General features: G+C 61.8%; 16 protein-coding genes. 7 read left to right on the top strand and 9 right to left on the bottom strand.

Features of this window, described 5'->3' with window-relative positions; translation table 11 throughout:
* Positions 1 to 8 precede the first annotated feature (8 nt).
* The 7 genes from L630_RS0109160 to L630_RS0109190 form a co-directional block, all read right to left on the bottom strand.
* Entirely contained in the window at positions 9 to 332 is a 324-nt protein-coding gene (locus L630_RS0109160; RefSeq protein WP_024847958.1) for a flagellar hook-basal body complex protein FliE, read from the bottom strand.
* On the bottom strand, positions 332 to 748 hold the full coding sequence (gene flgC / locus L630_RS0109165) for a flagellar basal body rod protein FlgC (protein ID WP_024847959.1): 417 nt from the start codon (positions 746 to 748) through the stop codon (positions 332 to 334). The genes L630_RS0109160 and flgC overlap by 1 nt, the downstream gene beginning before the upstream one ends.
* An 8-nt stretch (positions 749 to 756) precedes the next feature.
* Positions 757 to 1,137, bottom strand: a complete 381-nt coding sequence (flgB, locus tag L630_RS0109170) for a flagellar basal body rod protein FlgB (protein WP_024847960.1) — start codon at positions 1,135 to 1,137, stop codon at positions 757 to 759.
* A 74-nt stretch (positions 1,138 to 1,211) separates the two neighbouring features.
* Positions 1,212 to 1,808: a hypothetical protein gene (locus L630_RS0109175; protein ID WP_024847961.1), complete on the bottom strand. Its 597-nt coding sequence runs from the start codon at positions 1,806 to 1,808 to the stop codon at positions 1,212 to 1,214.
* Positions 1,801 to 3,192: a flagellar protein export ATPase FliI gene (fliI, locus tag L630_RS0109180; protein WP_024847962.1), complete on the bottom strand. Its 1,392-nt coding sequence runs from the start codon at positions 3,190 to 3,192 to the stop codon at positions 1,801 to 1,803. The genes L630_RS0109175 and fliI overlap by 8 nt, the downstream gene beginning before the upstream one ends.
* A 5-nt stretch (positions 3,193 to 3,197) precedes the next feature.
* Positions 3,198 to 3,920, bottom strand: coding sequence for a flagellar basal-body rod protein FlgF (gene flgF / locus L630_RS0109185; protein WP_024847963.1), 723 nt, complete (start codon positions 3,918 to 3,920; stop codon positions 3,198 to 3,200).
* Positions 3,921 to 3,929: 9 nt separating this feature from the next.
* On the bottom strand, positions 3,930 to 5,051 hold the full coding sequence (locus tag L630_RS0109190; RefSeq protein WP_024847964.1) for a DUF1217 domain-containing protein: 1,122 nt from the start codon (positions 5,049 to 5,051) through the stop codon (positions 3,930 to 3,932).
* A gap of 157 nt (positions 5,052 to 5,208) precedes the next feature.
* Between L630_RS0109190 and motA the strand changes: the two genes are divergently transcribed.
* The 6 genes from motA (at position 5,209) to L630_RS0109220 (ending at position 10,263) form a co-directional block, all read left to right on the top strand.
* Positions 5,209 to 6,081, top strand: a complete 873-nt coding sequence (motA, locus tag L630_RS0109195; RefSeq protein WP_024847965.1) for a flagellar motor stator protein MotA — start codon at positions 5,209 to 5,211, stop codon at positions 6,079 to 6,081.
* The gene (locus L630_RS0109200; RefSeq protein ID WP_051473168.1) at positions 6,081 to 7,064 is read left to right on the top strand and encodes a FliM/FliN family flagellar motor switch protein; all 984 of its coding nucleotides are present in this window, start codon (positions 6,081 to 6,083) and stop codon (positions 7,062 to 7,064) included. Before motA ends, L630_RS0109200 begins: the two co-directional genes overlap by 1 nt.
* 36 nt (positions 7,065 to 7,100) lie before the next feature.
* Positions 7,101 to 7,556, top strand: coding sequence for a flagellar motor switch protein FliN (gene fliN, locus L630_RS21245; RefSeq protein WP_024847967.1), 456 nt, complete (start codon positions 7,101 to 7,103; stop codon positions 7,554 to 7,556).
* A gap of 43 nt (positions 7,557 to 7,599) precedes the next feature.
* Positions 7,600 to 8,610: a flagellar motor switch protein FliG gene (locus L630_RS0109210; RefSeq protein ID WP_024847968.1), complete on the top strand. Its 1,011-nt coding sequence runs from the start codon at positions 7,600 to 7,602 to the stop codon at positions 8,608 to 8,610.
* 124 nt (positions 8,611 to 8,734) lie between these two features.
* Entirely contained in the window at positions 8,735 to 9,823 is a 1,089-nt protein-coding gene (gene flhB / locus L630_RS0109215; protein ID WP_024847969.1) for a flagellar biosynthesis protein FlhB, read from the top strand.
* Positions 9,820 to 10,263, top strand: coding sequence for a hypothetical protein (locus L630_RS0109220; protein ID WP_024847970.1), 444 nt, complete (start codon positions 9,820 to 9,822; stop codon positions 10,261 to 10,263). Before flhB ends, L630_RS0109220 begins: the two co-directional genes overlap by 4 nt.
* A gap of 52 nt (positions 10,264 to 10,315) precedes the next feature.
* Here L630_RS0109220 and L630_RS0109225 read toward each other — a convergent pair whose 3' ends face one another.
* Both L630_RS0109225 and L630_RS0109230 read right to left on the bottom strand, forming a co-directional pair.
* Complete coding sequence (locus L630_RS0109225; RefSeq protein ID WP_024847971.1) at positions 10,316 to 11,044, bottom strand: helix-turn-helix transcriptional regulator; 729 nt, start codon at positions 11,042 to 11,044, stop codon at positions 10,316 to 10,318.
* 36 nt (positions 11,045 to 11,080) lie between these two features.
* Positions 11,081 to 11,779 (bottom strand): helix-turn-helix transcriptional regulator, encoded by a 699-nt coding sequence (locus tag L630_RS0109230; protein WP_024847972.1) that lies wholly within the window; start codon positions 11,777 to 11,779, stop codon positions 11,081 to 11,083.
* A gap of 557 nt (positions 11,780 to 12,336) precedes the next feature.
* Here L630_RS0109230 and L630_RS0109235 point away from each other — a divergent pair.
* Entirely contained in the window at positions 12,337 to 13,332 is a 996-nt protein-coding gene (locus L630_RS0109235) for a UDP-glucuronic acid decarboxylase family protein (RefSeq protein WP_024847973.1), read from the top strand.
* The last annotated feature ends 4 nt before the right edge of the window (positions 13,333 to 13,336 follow it).

Here is a 13,336-nt window from a genome sequence, read left to right on the forward strand (position 1 = left end):
CAGGTTCCTCAGATCGCCATGCGGCTGATGTCGAGATACGAGCTGACGATCTTGTCACGGATCGCGATGGCAGCCTGGAGCGTCTGCTCCGCGCTCATCACGGCATCGACAACCTCGCGGGTATCCGCCTCGCCCTGAAGCGCCTTCAGCGACAGGGTCTCTGCACCGCGCAGGGTGGACACCGCGTTTTCGGTTACATTGACGAGTGCCGCTGCGAAGGTGTTTTCAGGCGCGACGTTCGGCGTCCTGACGGCGGGACCAGCAATGTTCGCCAGCCCGTCGAGGGAGGAAGCTGCACCAGTCTTTTCGACTGCACCAAGTGCCGGGATCATTACTGGTTCCTCATCAGGTCGATGGTCATGGAGATCAGCTCGCGGGCCTGCTTGATCGACTGCAGGTTGGCCTCGTAGCTGCGATTGGCTTCGCGCATGTCGGCCATTTCGATGAGCATGTTGACGTTCGGCATCTTCACGTAGCCGTTTTCGTCAGCCGCCTCGTGGCCGGGCATGTACTCGATGCGAAATGGCGACTTGTCGGTCGAGATCGAGGAAACTTCCACGGCGCGTGCGCCGGTGACGCGATCGAGCTCGGCGGTGAAGGTGATGGTCTTGCGCCGGTACGGGTCGGCGCCGGGCGTGTTGCCGGTCGACTGGGCGTTCGCCATGTTTTCCGTGACGACGCGCAGGCGTTCAGACTGGGCGCTGAGGCCAGACGCGGCGACCTTGAGGGAGGAGATGAGCGGATCCACCATTGCGATCAACCTTTCGTCGTCATCAGCAGCATTCGGTGAAATGCCTTCACGATGGCGGTGTTGAGTTCCATGTCGCGCTGGACCTCGCCCTGCTTCATGAGCTCGTTTTCCAGCGTGACCGTATTGCCGGAGGGCATGATCGGGACCGAGTCATTGGACTGGCGAACCGGGAAGCCGGTGCTCGAATCAGCGGACGCGAGATGGCGCTCATGCGTTGCGCGCAGGGAGACGGTCTTCTGATCCAGCACTGCCTCAAACGGCTGCACGTCCACCGCGGCGTAGCCGGGCGTATTTGCGTTGGCGATATTGCTTGAGACGGCGGTCTGGCGAACCGCGAGCCACTTGGCCTTCTGGGACGCCAGTTCGAACAGATTAACGGGCTGCATCGCTACTCCTTCGACGAGTAGCGCCACATTAGAAGGGCAGTCTTGCGCGTACCTTGCGCAAGACGCCAGGTCCGTCAGTGGGTCATTTCGATGGTGGCGTCGTTGGAGTTGACCAGGACCCACTTGCCGCCGCGCTTCTCAATCTTCACGACCTTGCTGGAGTCAGGAAGGCGCGATCCACGCTGAACCACCCACAGGCCGTCCTCGTCCTGGATCAGCGCACGACCATTGGCGACGAAAACGAGTTCGTAGCTGGGCTTCTCGGCAGGGTAGGGCTGGTCCGCGAGGGGCACCGGTGCCGGCTTCTTCCGCTCGGGCCGCACTGTCGCTGTGGGGAAGAAGTCGAGATTCATCTTCGGCAGTTCTGCCGCCGTGAATGGTGCACCGATCGGCGCGAACGCAGTTTCCGGCGCAGCAAAGCTCGAGCCGGTCCCCTTGTTGCTGAAGGAAAATTCGCGGACGCCGAACTTTTCCTGGTTGAAGAAGATGTACCAGGGGAAGGTCGCGCAGGTGATGCCAAGGCCGATGCCGAACGCGCCGATCATGATATCAACTCGGTCGTATTTCGACTTGGACAGCAGGGCGAGACCGACCGTGGCGGCCGTTGCGGAGCCCGCTGCGCCTGCGGCGCGACCCTTCCGAGAGAGCCGCGGCAACTTCAGCTTATTCATCAGGCTCTTCACCGGCTCTCTCCCTGCTCTTCAGATAGCGCGCCAGATCGGCGAACGGATCGGCCGAAGGGCCATCCTGCGGCGACTGCGTCAGGGCCTCGTAGATAAGGGGCACTTGCTTCACCGCGAGGTCGAGATCCGGATCTGCACCAGGCTGGTAGGCGCCAAGAAGCCGAATGTCGCGCGTATCCTCGAAACGCGCTATGAGGCTGCGGAGCTTGATCACCAGCGCGCGCTGTTCCTTCGTCCATGCTTTCGGTGCAAGGCGCGAGATCGACGCCAGCGGATCGACCGCCGGAAAGCGGCCCTGCTCGCCGATCTTGCGACTCAGCACGATGTGACCGTCGAGAATGCCGCGGATGGAGTCCGCGACCGGGTCGTTATGGTCGTCACCGTCAACGAGCACCGAAAGGATTGCCGTGATGGAGCCGCGGCCATCCGTGCCGGGACCTGCGCGCTCAAGCAGCTTCGGCAGGTCCGTGAATACGGACGCCGGATAGCCGCGCGCGACCGGCGGCTCACCAATGCCGATGGCCACCTCGCGCAGCGCATGCGCGAAACGCGTGATCGAGTCGATGACAAGAAGCACGCGGTGGCCCTGATCGCGAAAATATTCCGCGACGCGCATGGACATTTCCGGCGCGCGCTTGCGCATCATCGCGCTCTCGTCGCTGGTGGCGACCACGGCGACGGTTTTGGCAAGGCTCTTGGGGCCGATCGTGTCTTCAAGAAATTCGCGCACTTCGCGGCCGCGCTCGCCGACAAGGCCGACGACGACAGTGTCGAAGGCTTCGGCGGCGGCGAGCATCGCCAGCAGCGTCGACTTGCCGACGCCAGAACCTGCGAAGATGCCGAGACGCTGACCGAAGCAGATCGGCGTGAAGATGTCGATCACGCGCACGCCGGTGCGGAAGCCAGTCTCCACACGCTGGCGGGCGAGGGCAGGGGGCGGAGTGCCAGGGCTGACTTCCTCGCCGGTGACCAGCGGACCCTTGCCGTCAACCGGTTTGCCAAGCGCGTTGATGACGCGCCCACGCCAGGACAGGTGCGGGGCAGCGCCGCTCGACGTGCGAATGAAGACCGGATCGCCGATGCCAGCATCCGGATTGGTCTCGTAAGGCGCCACCAGCACGTCATCCGGGCCGATGCGGACGATCTCGCCCGACCGCGGGCCGGCGCTGGAGCGATGCTCGACCACGTCGCCGAGCCGCGCCGCAGCCGAAATGCCACGCACGCGGTAATGGCTCGGCGAGATCTCGTCGATGCGGCCGCCGTTGCGCAGGAGCTTGCGGTCATTGCTGAAGCGCGAAAGCGTGCGCTCGAGCGCGTGCAACGGCGTGTCGCGCTCCGTGGGCTCCAGCAAATGAGCGTCGGCGGCTGCCATTCAGGTTACCTTGGGCCGAGGGTGGAGATGGCCTGCTCAAGCGCGGATTCGCTGTCGCGCATCAGCGCAGACACCTGCTCGAACGCACGCTGGACCTGGATGAGGCGCGTGATTTCCATCACGGGGTTCACGTTGGAATCCTCGACAAAGCCCTGTGCGACGCCGATGTCGACCCGGTCGACGATCGGTTCAGGCGCGCCGTAAGGCACGACACCGGAATTGCCGAACCGGGTGAAGTTGAGACCTGGCTGGAAGTCGAACAGGCCGAGCGTCGCGACCGGCTCCCCGTTCTGGTAGAGCGTGCCGTCTGCGCTGGCTTCCGGCGCACCGCCCTGCGCGTTGAGCTGGATGGGGGCGCCGCCCGCGTCGAGGACGGGATAGCCTTCGATCGTCACCAGCTCGCCGGTCGGCAGCATCGTGAAGCGGCCGTCGCGGGTCATGATCGGACCATCGGGACCCTGGAAAGCGAACCAGGCATCGCCCTGGATCGCGAAGTCAAGCGGATTGCCGGTCTTGCGGAGCGCGCCGGCCTGTGTTGACAGGTAAGTGTCGCCGGTCGAGGCAAATGAGACCGACTTGTCGCCGAGGCCGCTAACGATGTCCTCGAACTTCACGCCGGTCGCGCGAAAGCCGACCGTGCTGACGTTGGCGACGTTGTCTGCAATCGTGTTGAGGCGCTTTTCCAGCGCCACCTGCGATGACAGGGCGACGTAGAGACCGTTCTCCAAGGCGAATTCCTATCGTTTGAGCGTCGCGATGGCGAGCATCGTGTCTGGCGAGATGCCGAACGAGTTTGAGTTGTTGAACAGGCTCAGGGTCAGTGACTGAACAGATGTCGTTGGATTTTCGATTTCCCACATCGTTGTGAAGCGGGCGAGGAACTTCTCTACCTTCTTGGGATCCTGGAAGTCCTCGATATCGAATTTCTTCTGGAGCAGTTTAACCTGTTGATCGACGTCGGCATTCGCGATGGCATCTGGCAGGCCGAGCGCGGTGCGCACGACTTTCGACAACGCGCTATCGCCGAGAATAGCGTAGTAGTTCTTTATGTCTGCCGCCTTGCGCTGGAAGTAGAGCGCAAGGCGCACGCCTTCATTTTCGTTTCCTGCGTTTTCTTCTAGGGTCTGGCGCGCATATTTGGAAGCCGTCAGATCCCTGGCCGCAACGTAGGTAGTAGTCTTCTCGCCAAGCGTCGCGAAATCGAATGCCGCCGCGAATTTTTTGACGTTCTCGTTGCTGTGCTTGTTGGCAGGGCTGTCCGGGTCGGTCGTGCCGCCGGAAAGGATGTCGAACAGCTGGGCGCGTGAGAACGTTTCCTTTTCGAGGTTGAAGGCGCGCAGCGCATAGTCAAGCAGGCGAGCGTCATCAAGAAGGTCGTCGATGGACTGAACCTTGCCGATGTTCGTCTCGAAATAGGCGGTCTCCTGCTTCGCGGATTCCGTTGGCGGGAACAGCCCGTCGCCGGTCGCGCGCGACATGTAGTTCTTGACGGTCGCATCGCGCGCGGCAACGTAGGTGGTGGCGTCTTCACCGTATGCGGCGAAGTTGAAGGCTTTGACAAATTCAGCGTAGCGCTTGTCGGTCAGCTTGTTCGCAAAGCTGTCGGGATCGGAAAGGCCCTCGTTCAGAGCCTTCTTCATGAATGCCTTGGCGTAGGCCATGTCCTCGAGGTTGAACGCCTTCATGGCGTATTTGAACAGGCGAGTGTTGCTGACGAACTCGTCAACCGATTTCACGTTGCCGATGTTTGCGAGGAAGTATTCCGTCTCACGCTTGACGGTCGGCTGCTTCTCGACGCGCGAAATGGCCGTGTCGATGTCGCGGGTAATGAGTTTGTAACTCGCATAGGTACTGACCACGCGTGCCCCCAAGCATAGGAATGGACGGTGCAACGCTACATGCAAATGCTTGCGTGAAGCTGAACGCAGCCAGCTGCATTAGAACCGCCCGGGAACAAGCCTCGCGCAAGCCATGGCCGGTAGTGAACAAGGTCACGGAGCAGCAGAGGGTGCGACAGTGGGCATACTTATTGGATTTGTAGTCATGATCGGCTGCGTCCTCGGGGGCTTCATGGCGATGGGCGGCCACCTCGAGGTGCTCATGCAGCCCTGGGAGCTCGTCATCATCGGCGGCGCCGGTGTCGGCGCGTACCTGGTCGCCAACCCGATGGGGGTGGTGAAGGACACGGGCAAGGCCATAAAGGAAGCCTTCGCGCAGGCTGTACCCTCCCAGCAGCACTATCTGGAAACCCTTGGCGTCCTGCACAGCCTGATGCGCGAACTGCGCACCAAGTCGAAGAACGAAGTCGAAGCCCACATCGACAACGCCGAGGAATCCTCGATCTTCCAAGCCTATCCGCTGGTGCTTGCCAACAAGGACCTCACCAACTTCATCTGCGATTACTGCCGCATCATCATCATCGGCAATGCGCGCCCCTTCGAGGTCGAAGCGCTGATGGACGAGGAAATCCACACCATCAAGCACGACAAGCTGAAGTCCTACAATGCGCTCGTCACCATGGCCGACGGTTTCCCGGCGCTCGGCATCTGCGCCGCAGTGCTTGGCGTGATCAAGGCGATGGGCGCAATCGACCAGTCGCCCGAAATCCTCGGCGGACTGGTGGGCGCGGCGCTGGTCGGTACCTTCCTCGGCATCTTCCTCAGCTACGGCATCGTCGCGCCGATCGCGCAGAAGGTGAAGATGGTGCGCGACAAGCAGAACCGGCTCTACATCATCGTCAAGCAGACGCTGCTGGCCTACATGAACGGTTCGCTGCCGCAGGTGGCCCTGGAATTCGGCCGCAAGACAATCTCGGCCCACGACCGTCCGTCGATCGATGCGGTGGAACAGAGCACCCTCCTAGCCCTCGAACATCGTAGCGCTGCCTGATGGACAGCGAAGCGGAAGACGAGACCATGATTACCGGCAACGAAACAGCGGCACCCCGCAATCCGATTGTCGAGCGCCTGATCGGCGCAACCGGTGAACCGGATCATCTGCTCAAGGCTGCCCGCTCGCTCGGGCTGCGCGCCTTGCCGGCGATCCGCGAGAGCCTCAACGAGCAGGTTTCCTACCCGATCGAGATCGAGATGGACGAAGTGTCCATCTCGCGCATGGCGGAGGCAAAGCGTCCGGGCATCGAGAATGATGCGCTGGTGGTCGCTTCGTCCGCGACCTCGCCGGACGCGCTGATCCTCATTGCCGACTCCAATGCCATCGCGCTGCTGGTCAGCGCGCTTTTTGGTGGTGATCCGAACACCCCCGTGATGCCGATCGACCGGCCGCTCACGAGCATCGAACTGGAACTCGCCTCGGTCGTGTTCGAGGCGGCGGCGAAGGCGCTGAACGGCTCGGGGGTTCGCGCCCTCTCGATCAAGTTTCCGATGCAATCGGCCATTTCCGGCAAGGACCTGCGTAAGCTGATCATCCGCGACGGGCCGGCAGTGCGCATCTCCTTCACGATGATTGCGCCCTCGGGCGAAGGCCGCTTCACGGTGATGATGCCGCAGCGCGTCCTTCTCCTGCACCGCGGCGACACCGTGCCCGGTGAAAAGGCGCGGCCGGAGCCGGAGGATACGCCGGGCGAGGTCTGGCGCGAGCGCTTCAGCGAAGAGGTGATGCGCTCGGCGGTCAGGCTGGAGGCGACGGTTCCGCTGGCGCGCATGACGCTCGGCGAGCTGACGAAGCTTTACGTTGGCCAGGTGATTGAAATGCCGGAAACGGCGCCGACCAGCACAAAGCTGTCGGTTCGCCGCAAGCCGCTGTTTACCTGCGAGTTCGGCCGCCTGGGCGAGAAGTACACGGTGCAGATCATCGAGCCTTACGATGCGGGTAAGGAATTCATGGCCGGGCTGGTTCCTGCCAAGCAATAGAACGGCCAGCGGCAGTTAGCCGGAAGGAGACTGAACATGAGCACGACAACTCCAGACTTTGCCAATCTCGGTGACCTGGGAGGTAGCTCGGAGCCCTTCGACTTCGGTTCGCTCGGTGTCGGCGGTGATGCCGATCCGCAGGAGTTGGAGCTCAACAAGGCGATCGAGGAGCTCCGCGGCGTCCTTCATGATGATGATTCTGTGGAAAAGGCGAAGCCATCTGCAGAACCTCAGCACGGCAATGCCAACATCATCATGGACATCCCGGTTGACGTTCAGATTGTGCTTGGCAGCACCGAAATGGCAGTTGCGGAGCTGATGGCGCTGCAAAAAGGTTCTACGGTGGCGCTGAACCGCCGTGTCGGCGAGCCGGTTGATGTCGTCGTCAACGGCCGCAGGATCGCCTGCGGCGAAATCACGGTGCTCGAGCACGACCCGTCCCGCTTCGGCATCAAGCTGACTCAGATCATCGAGGCTGCGAAGCCCGCCTAGCCGATATAAACTTAATAATGACGAATCAGGGACTGGGTCGGGGATGAGCCTTGAGGGCAAGCTGACAAAGGCTCAGAAAGCTGCCGCCGTACTGGTTGCAATGGGCAAGCCTTCGGCGGGACGTTTGCTGCGCTTTTTCAAGCACGAAGAGCTGAAGGCTCTCATCGACGCTGCGCGCCAGCTGCGGACCATCCCGCAGAGCGAGCTGGAAAACATCGTCGCGGAGTTCGAGGAGGAGTTCACCGAGGGCGCCGGCCTGCTGGATTCGGCCGACCAGATGAACACCATCATCAACGAGTCTCTGTCGGCGGAAGAAATCAGCGCGCTGATGGGCTGGGGCAAGCCGTCCCTGATCAGCCAGGAGGCTCCGCCGATCTGGCCGGACCTGGCCGAGCTGGCGCCGGAGCGCCTGCAGGCACTGATCAAGGACGAGCATCCGCAGACGATCGCGATGGTGTTCTCGAACCTGGATTCAGAGGCCGCCGCGAACGTCCTCGTCACCTTCGACAAGAAGACCCGCGCCGAAATCCTGAAGCGCATGCTGGCGATGACGACGGTTCAGCCGGCTGCGAAGCAGCTCGTCGAAAACCAGCTGCGTGCCCGCATGCTTACCGAGTCGCGATCGCGCGACGCGTCGGCAGGTCAGGCGAAGGTCGCCAGCGTCCTCAACGCGCTCGACAAGCAGGTCCTCGATGAAATTGTCTCTGACCTCGAGCAGAGCGGCGTCGATGGCGTCGAAGAGGTCAAGGCGCGGCTGTTCACCTTCGACGATATCGTGCTGCTCGACCAGAAGTCGCGCGTCACGCTGTTCGACGGTATGTCGACGGAAATGATCACCCTCGCGCTCCGCGATGCACCCGCCGAACTCGTCGAGGCAGTGCTTTCGGCACTTGGCGCCCGTGCTCGCCGCCTCATCGAGGCCGAGCTTTCTATCCCGTCGGACGCCGCGACACCTGCGGAAATCTCGCAGGCACGCAAGCGTATTGCCGGTACGGCAATCAGTCTCGCCTCAAATGGCGTGATCGACCTGCCGCAAATGCAAAATGCTGCCTGAATAAGACCCGGAACCGACATCGCTGCCGGTTCCGGAAGAAGTTCCCGATCCGCATAGCAAGACCATCGGCGGTTGCAGCGTAGTTTGAACGTCTGCGTTCATCCACTGACTCACGAGGCCGCACTTGAGCGAAGAGTCGGACGACGACAGCAAAACAGAAGAAGCCACGGAAAAGAAAGTCCGTGACGCTATCGAGAAGGGCCAGCTTCCTTTTGCCAAGGAAGTGCCTGTTGTCGCCTCATTCCTCGCGATCCTGGTCTTCACCATCTTTCTTGCGCAACCGCGCGCGATCGAACTAGCCAACTTCCTGTCGATGTTCCTGGAGCGGCCAGAGGCGTGGTCGCTGGAGACGGAGTACGATGCGATCCTGCTCTACCGCCAGGTCTTCCTGGAGATTGCCAAGCTGCTGGCTGGCCTGATGGCGCTGCTGATCTTTGCAGGTCTCGCCGCGTCGTTCGCCCAGAACCTGCCAAGCATGGTTCTCGACCGCATTCAGCCGAAATTTTCGCGCATTTCGCCTATCGGCGGCTGGAAGCGGCTCTACAGCAAGAAGGGCTTCGTCGAATTCGGCAAGGCCATCGGTAAGCTGATCCTGGCCGGCACGGTCGTCGGCCTCGGCCTCAGTGAGGCGCAGACGCAGCTCCTGTCCGGCATGGGCACGCAGCCGGAGGCCTTCGCTTCGGTGATCCGCGAGATCGCTATTCAGATCCTGGTCTCGATCACGGCCGTGATGGTGGTGATCGCACTTGCCGACCTCGTCTGGTCCCGCTTCAGCTGGCGGCGCGACCTGCGCATGACGAAACAGGAAGTAAAGGACGAGATGAAGCAGGCGGAAGGCGACCCGATCATGAAGTCGCGCCTGCGCTCGCTGCAAAGAGATCGCGCCCGCCAGCGCATGATGGCGGACGTGCCAAAGGCAACTCTCGTCATCGCGAACCCAACCCACTACGCGATTGCGCTGCGATATGTGCGTGACGAGACGCCGGCGCCGGTTGTCGTCGCAAAGGGGCAGGATCTCATCGCCCTGAAGATCCGCGAGATCGCGGAAGCGCACGAAATTCCTGTTTTTGAGGATGTCGCGCTCGCTCGCTCCATGTACGATCAAGTTTCGGTGAGTAGTGTGATCCCAGCACAGTTTTATCAGGCGGTGGCTGAGCTGGTTCGGCTGCTTTACGCAAACAATGGTTCAAGGACTGGTCAGGTGACGCGATGAATCGTCAGCCATACTCTTTAGCCCGGGAAGTGATCGTCGCCGAGGCCATTGCCGACATTGTCAGCGAACTGCGCATGGTCGATGTAGCCGACTACATCGCCTTCATCCGCCTCGAGCGCTTCGCAAGCGTTGCCGATCTCGTCGATGCGGCTGCCGAACTCTATTTCCAGCCGGGTACGCTGACCCTGGGTCATGGCGGCGAGGCGATGGTAACGTGGGAAGATGCGCCGAAGATCGTGCTTGATCTGGAGCTGCGTCCTCTAGGCGCGACCGTCTATTTCCAGCTGACGCTGGCCGACGAGTTTGCGTCAGTCGAGGTTCACTACGTCTGGTTTGAAAACCCGTCGGAAGACCCGGAAGAGAACAACAGGTTCCTCAGGGAAGCCCTTGAACATGCGCGGGTGCGCAAGAGTGCGCCGCTGGCTCCTGCACTCGACTGACGCGCCCGCGACTGAGGGCGGCGGCGCGTCGCGTCTGTAGAGAATTCACGTCTCAGGCGATCATGCCGCTGCGCAGAGCCTTGGCCACTGCGTGGATACGGTTCATCGCGTTCAGCTTCTGCGTCGAATTGGTCAGATACTGGTTCGCCGTGTGCACCGACAGACCCAGTGCGGTCGCGATCTCATCGCTGGTGAGGCCGTTGGCGGTCAGCCGCAGGCACTCGAGTTCACGCTTCGACATCGGCCGTTGCGCATTGCATTCCTGCTCGCGTAGCTTCGCGACCTGAGCGAAGAGGTCGAAGCATTCCGCGTGCGTGTCGCAGAGCAATTCTTCGTCTAGCTTCATCTCGTTGCCGGTAAAGATGATGGCACCAAGCCGGCGGCGGTCATTTGCGACCGGGAATGCTATCCCCGACTGTTTGGTGAGCGACGGCGCCACCTCGCGCGTCCAGACGCGCGCCTGCGCGTCGAGGAATGTCGGCGCACCGTTTCCGCGCCACCATAGCGGGCAGGTCGTCGTGCTGACGAGGCGCACGAAGTCTGTTGTGTCCGGACCAGAAAGCCGGCGTGTCACCGGCGACACGCCCGGGAAGGTTTCGTCGAACACCGGAACCAGCCGGCGGGCCTCGCCGTGAACCGCGGTGAAGAACAGGCTGAAGCTTTCGGCGCCGATACGGCCGGCAATGTTGCGGCACATGCTGACCGCATCGATCAGCGAGCGCGCTTCGCCTTCATCGTTCGACGTTGCCGATGGCTGACTACTGGAAACCAGGCTTAGCATCCCCAAAATCCCCTCGCTCCGTGCCCCCGCAGGGACTCAGATGATGCCGCTCCTGATCGCCGTCGCGATCGCCATAGCCCGGTTGCTGGCGCGGAACTTCTGGATCGCGTGCGCGATGTAACTGTTCACGGTGTTGGACGACACGCCCAGGATCAGCGCGACCTCGTCGGTCGTCTTGCCCTCCGAGACCCACATGAGGCATTCGCGCTCGCGTTCAGACAGCGGATCTGCTGAAGCGCGTCCGCCGGTGGCAGCGAAGAACTGGACCAGCGCGTAGCCACATTTCATGTGCGCGCGCGACAGGGCCGCACCGCTGATCGCGCCGGGAGTTTCGCTGGAAAACAGGGCGTAGACATTGACGCCGTCCGCAACGAGGCGGCGGCAGTGCGTCTCGATATGTCCGTGGTCGCGCAGGGCTCGACGTTCCTCGGCCGTAAGGAAAGTGGCGCTTGCCGCAAGCAGAGGCCGTGCGCGCGCGCCGGCACTAACTGCGACGCCGCTTTCGATGATCCGGGCGATGCCCTCGCTGCCGAGGTCCTCGAGCGCATCGAAGACCCAGTTGGACGTGATGATGCTGACTGACTTCGGGCCTCGCTCGACGGAGGGCTGAACGAGCATGTACCGCTGCGCTCCCATTTCGGCGCAGATGCGACGCATGAATCGCGCGAGCCCGGTACGTGAAGTCACCGGCGCATTCGCGTCCTGGGTCTCAACTATCGGTGCTGCATAAGCCATCTGATCGGTTCCGTAGGCCCAAAGCCGACCTGTTATGCCTTGCCCCAACCGTAAACCGGCTCGGAGCGGTGAATTTCGCACGCACGAATCCAATCGCAGCCACGCGCGAACGCGGGCTGGACAACAGACGCGGATACGGACGAACTAACGGATGGCGACAGGGTAAAGACCTGCAGACGGCAGTCCTGTACAGGCTGCAATCAGACCGAAGCGCACGCTGGAATCTGCAGAAGACACGAAAGTCCTGTTACGACTTTCGACTGCGAATCACCCAAACCGCTCAAGCCCGCCTATAGTTAATTTTGTATGTATCCGATTGATTCGCGTCAAGATTCCTTGTGCGACGCTTACGCAGAAACATCACCCGGAAGTGGTAACGCATCGGCAGGGCCATCCCGAAATGGCGCGATGTGTTTCAATCCGGTTCAGGTGCGATTCCACAGGAAGGGACGCGGGCGCGTTAACGATTGGGGCGGGGCCAAAATCCGGGTTGGCACGCTTCATGCTTGGACAGGATCGGAGGGACGGGGGTCCATCCAAGTTCAGTCGGAGCAGTCATGTCCGGATTTACAACAAAGTCGCAGCGGCGCATCCTAGTGACCGGCGCAGCCGGTTTCCTCGGGTCGCATCTTTGCGACCGGCTTCTCGCATCGGACCCCGATGTAGAGATTGTCGCGGCCGATAGCCTCTTTTCAGGATCGCGCGCCAACATCGAGCATCTGCGCGACCATCCGCGCTTCGAATTTCTTCGTCACGATGTGACCGTGCCGCTGTTCTGCGAGATCGACGAGATCTACAACCTGGCGTGTCCGGCGAGCCCGGTGCACTACCAGTTCGATCCGATCCACACGATCAAGACGTCGGTCAACGGCGCGCTGAACATGCTGGGTCTCGCCAAGCGTACGCGGGCGAAGATCCTGCAGACCTCGACCAGCGAGGTTTACGGCGACCCAACCATCTCGCCGCAGCACGAGGGCTACCTCGGCAACGTCAACACGATGGGACCGCGCGCCTGCTACGACGAGGGCAAGCGCGTTGCCGAGACCCTGTTCTACAGCTACCGCCAGCTTCATGGGGTCGATACGCGCGTCGTCCGCATCTTCAATACCTACGGCCCGCGCATGCTCCCCGAAGACGGGCGTGTCGTCTCGAACTTCATCATGCAGGCGCTGACCGGCCAGCCAATCACCGTCTACGGCGACGGCAACCACACGCGCAGCTTCTGCTACGTCGATGACCTGCTCGACGCGCTGGTGCAGGTGATGGATTTGCCGCAGAGCGATGGCATGCCGGTCAATATCGGCAATCCGCAGGAAGTAACCATCAACGAGCTCGCAAAGCTGGTGATCGAGCTGACCGGCTCGCGTTCCCCGATCGTCTACAAGCCGCTGCCGAAGGACGATCCGATGCAGCGCCGGCCGGACATCTCCAAGGCCAAGGCAATGCTGGACTGGGAGCCCAGCGTCGACCTGCGCGACGGCCTGATGAAGACCATCGAATACTTCGAGGAACTTCTGATGCGCGCAGCCCAGCGCCGCATCGCCGCAGAGTAGGGAA

This window comes from Aminobacter sp. J41 (genome assembly GCF_000526635.1).
In the GTDB taxonomy this organism is placed as follows: Bacteria; Pseudomonadota; Alphaproteobacteria; order Rhizobiales; family Rhizobiaceae; genus Aerobium.

Coding starts and splice junctions, on each gene's coding strand:
- flgB (WP_024847960.1), bottom strand. CDS start 1,137: ATGCAGCCCGTTAATCTGTTCGAACTGGCGTCCCAGAAGGCCAAGTGG.
- L630_RS0109220 (WP_024847970.1), top strand. CDS start 9,820: ATGAATCGTCAGCCATACTCTTTAGCCCGGGAAGTGATCGTCGCCGAG.
- fliN (WP_024847967.1), top strand. CDS start 7,101: ATGAGCACGACAACTCCAGACTTTGCCAATCTCGGTGACCTGGGAGGT.
- L630_RS0109175 (WP_024847961.1), bottom strand. CDS start 1,808: ATGAATAAGCTGAAGTTGCCGCGGCTCTCTCGGAAGGGTCGCGCCGCA.
- fliI (WP_024847962.1), bottom strand. CDS start 3,192: ATGGCAGCCGCCGACGCTCATTTGCTGGAGCCCACGGAGCGCGACACG.
- L630_RS0109210 (WP_024847968.1), top strand. CDS start 7,600: ATGAGCCTTGAGGGCAAGCTGACAAAGGCTCAGAAAGCTGCCGCCGTA.
- L630_RS0109235 (WP_024847973.1), top strand. CDS start 12,337: ATGTCCGGATTTACAACAAAGTCGCAGCGGCGCATCCTAGTGACCGGC.
- L630_RS0109200 (WP_051473168.1), top strand. CDS start 6,081: ATGGACAGCGAAGCGGAAGACGAGACCATGATTACCGGCAACGAAACA.
- L630_RS0109160 (WP_024847958.1), bottom strand. CDS start 332: ATGATCCCGGCACTTGGTGCAGTCGAAAAGACTGGTGCAGCTTCCTCC.
- L630_RS0109225 (WP_024847971.1), bottom strand. CDS start 11,044: ATGCTAAGCCTGGTTTCCAGTAGTCAGCCATCGGCAACGTCGAACGAT.
- L630_RS0109230 (WP_024847972.1), bottom strand. CDS start 11,779: ATGGCTTATGCAGCACCGATAGTTGAGACCCAGGACGCGAATGCGCCG.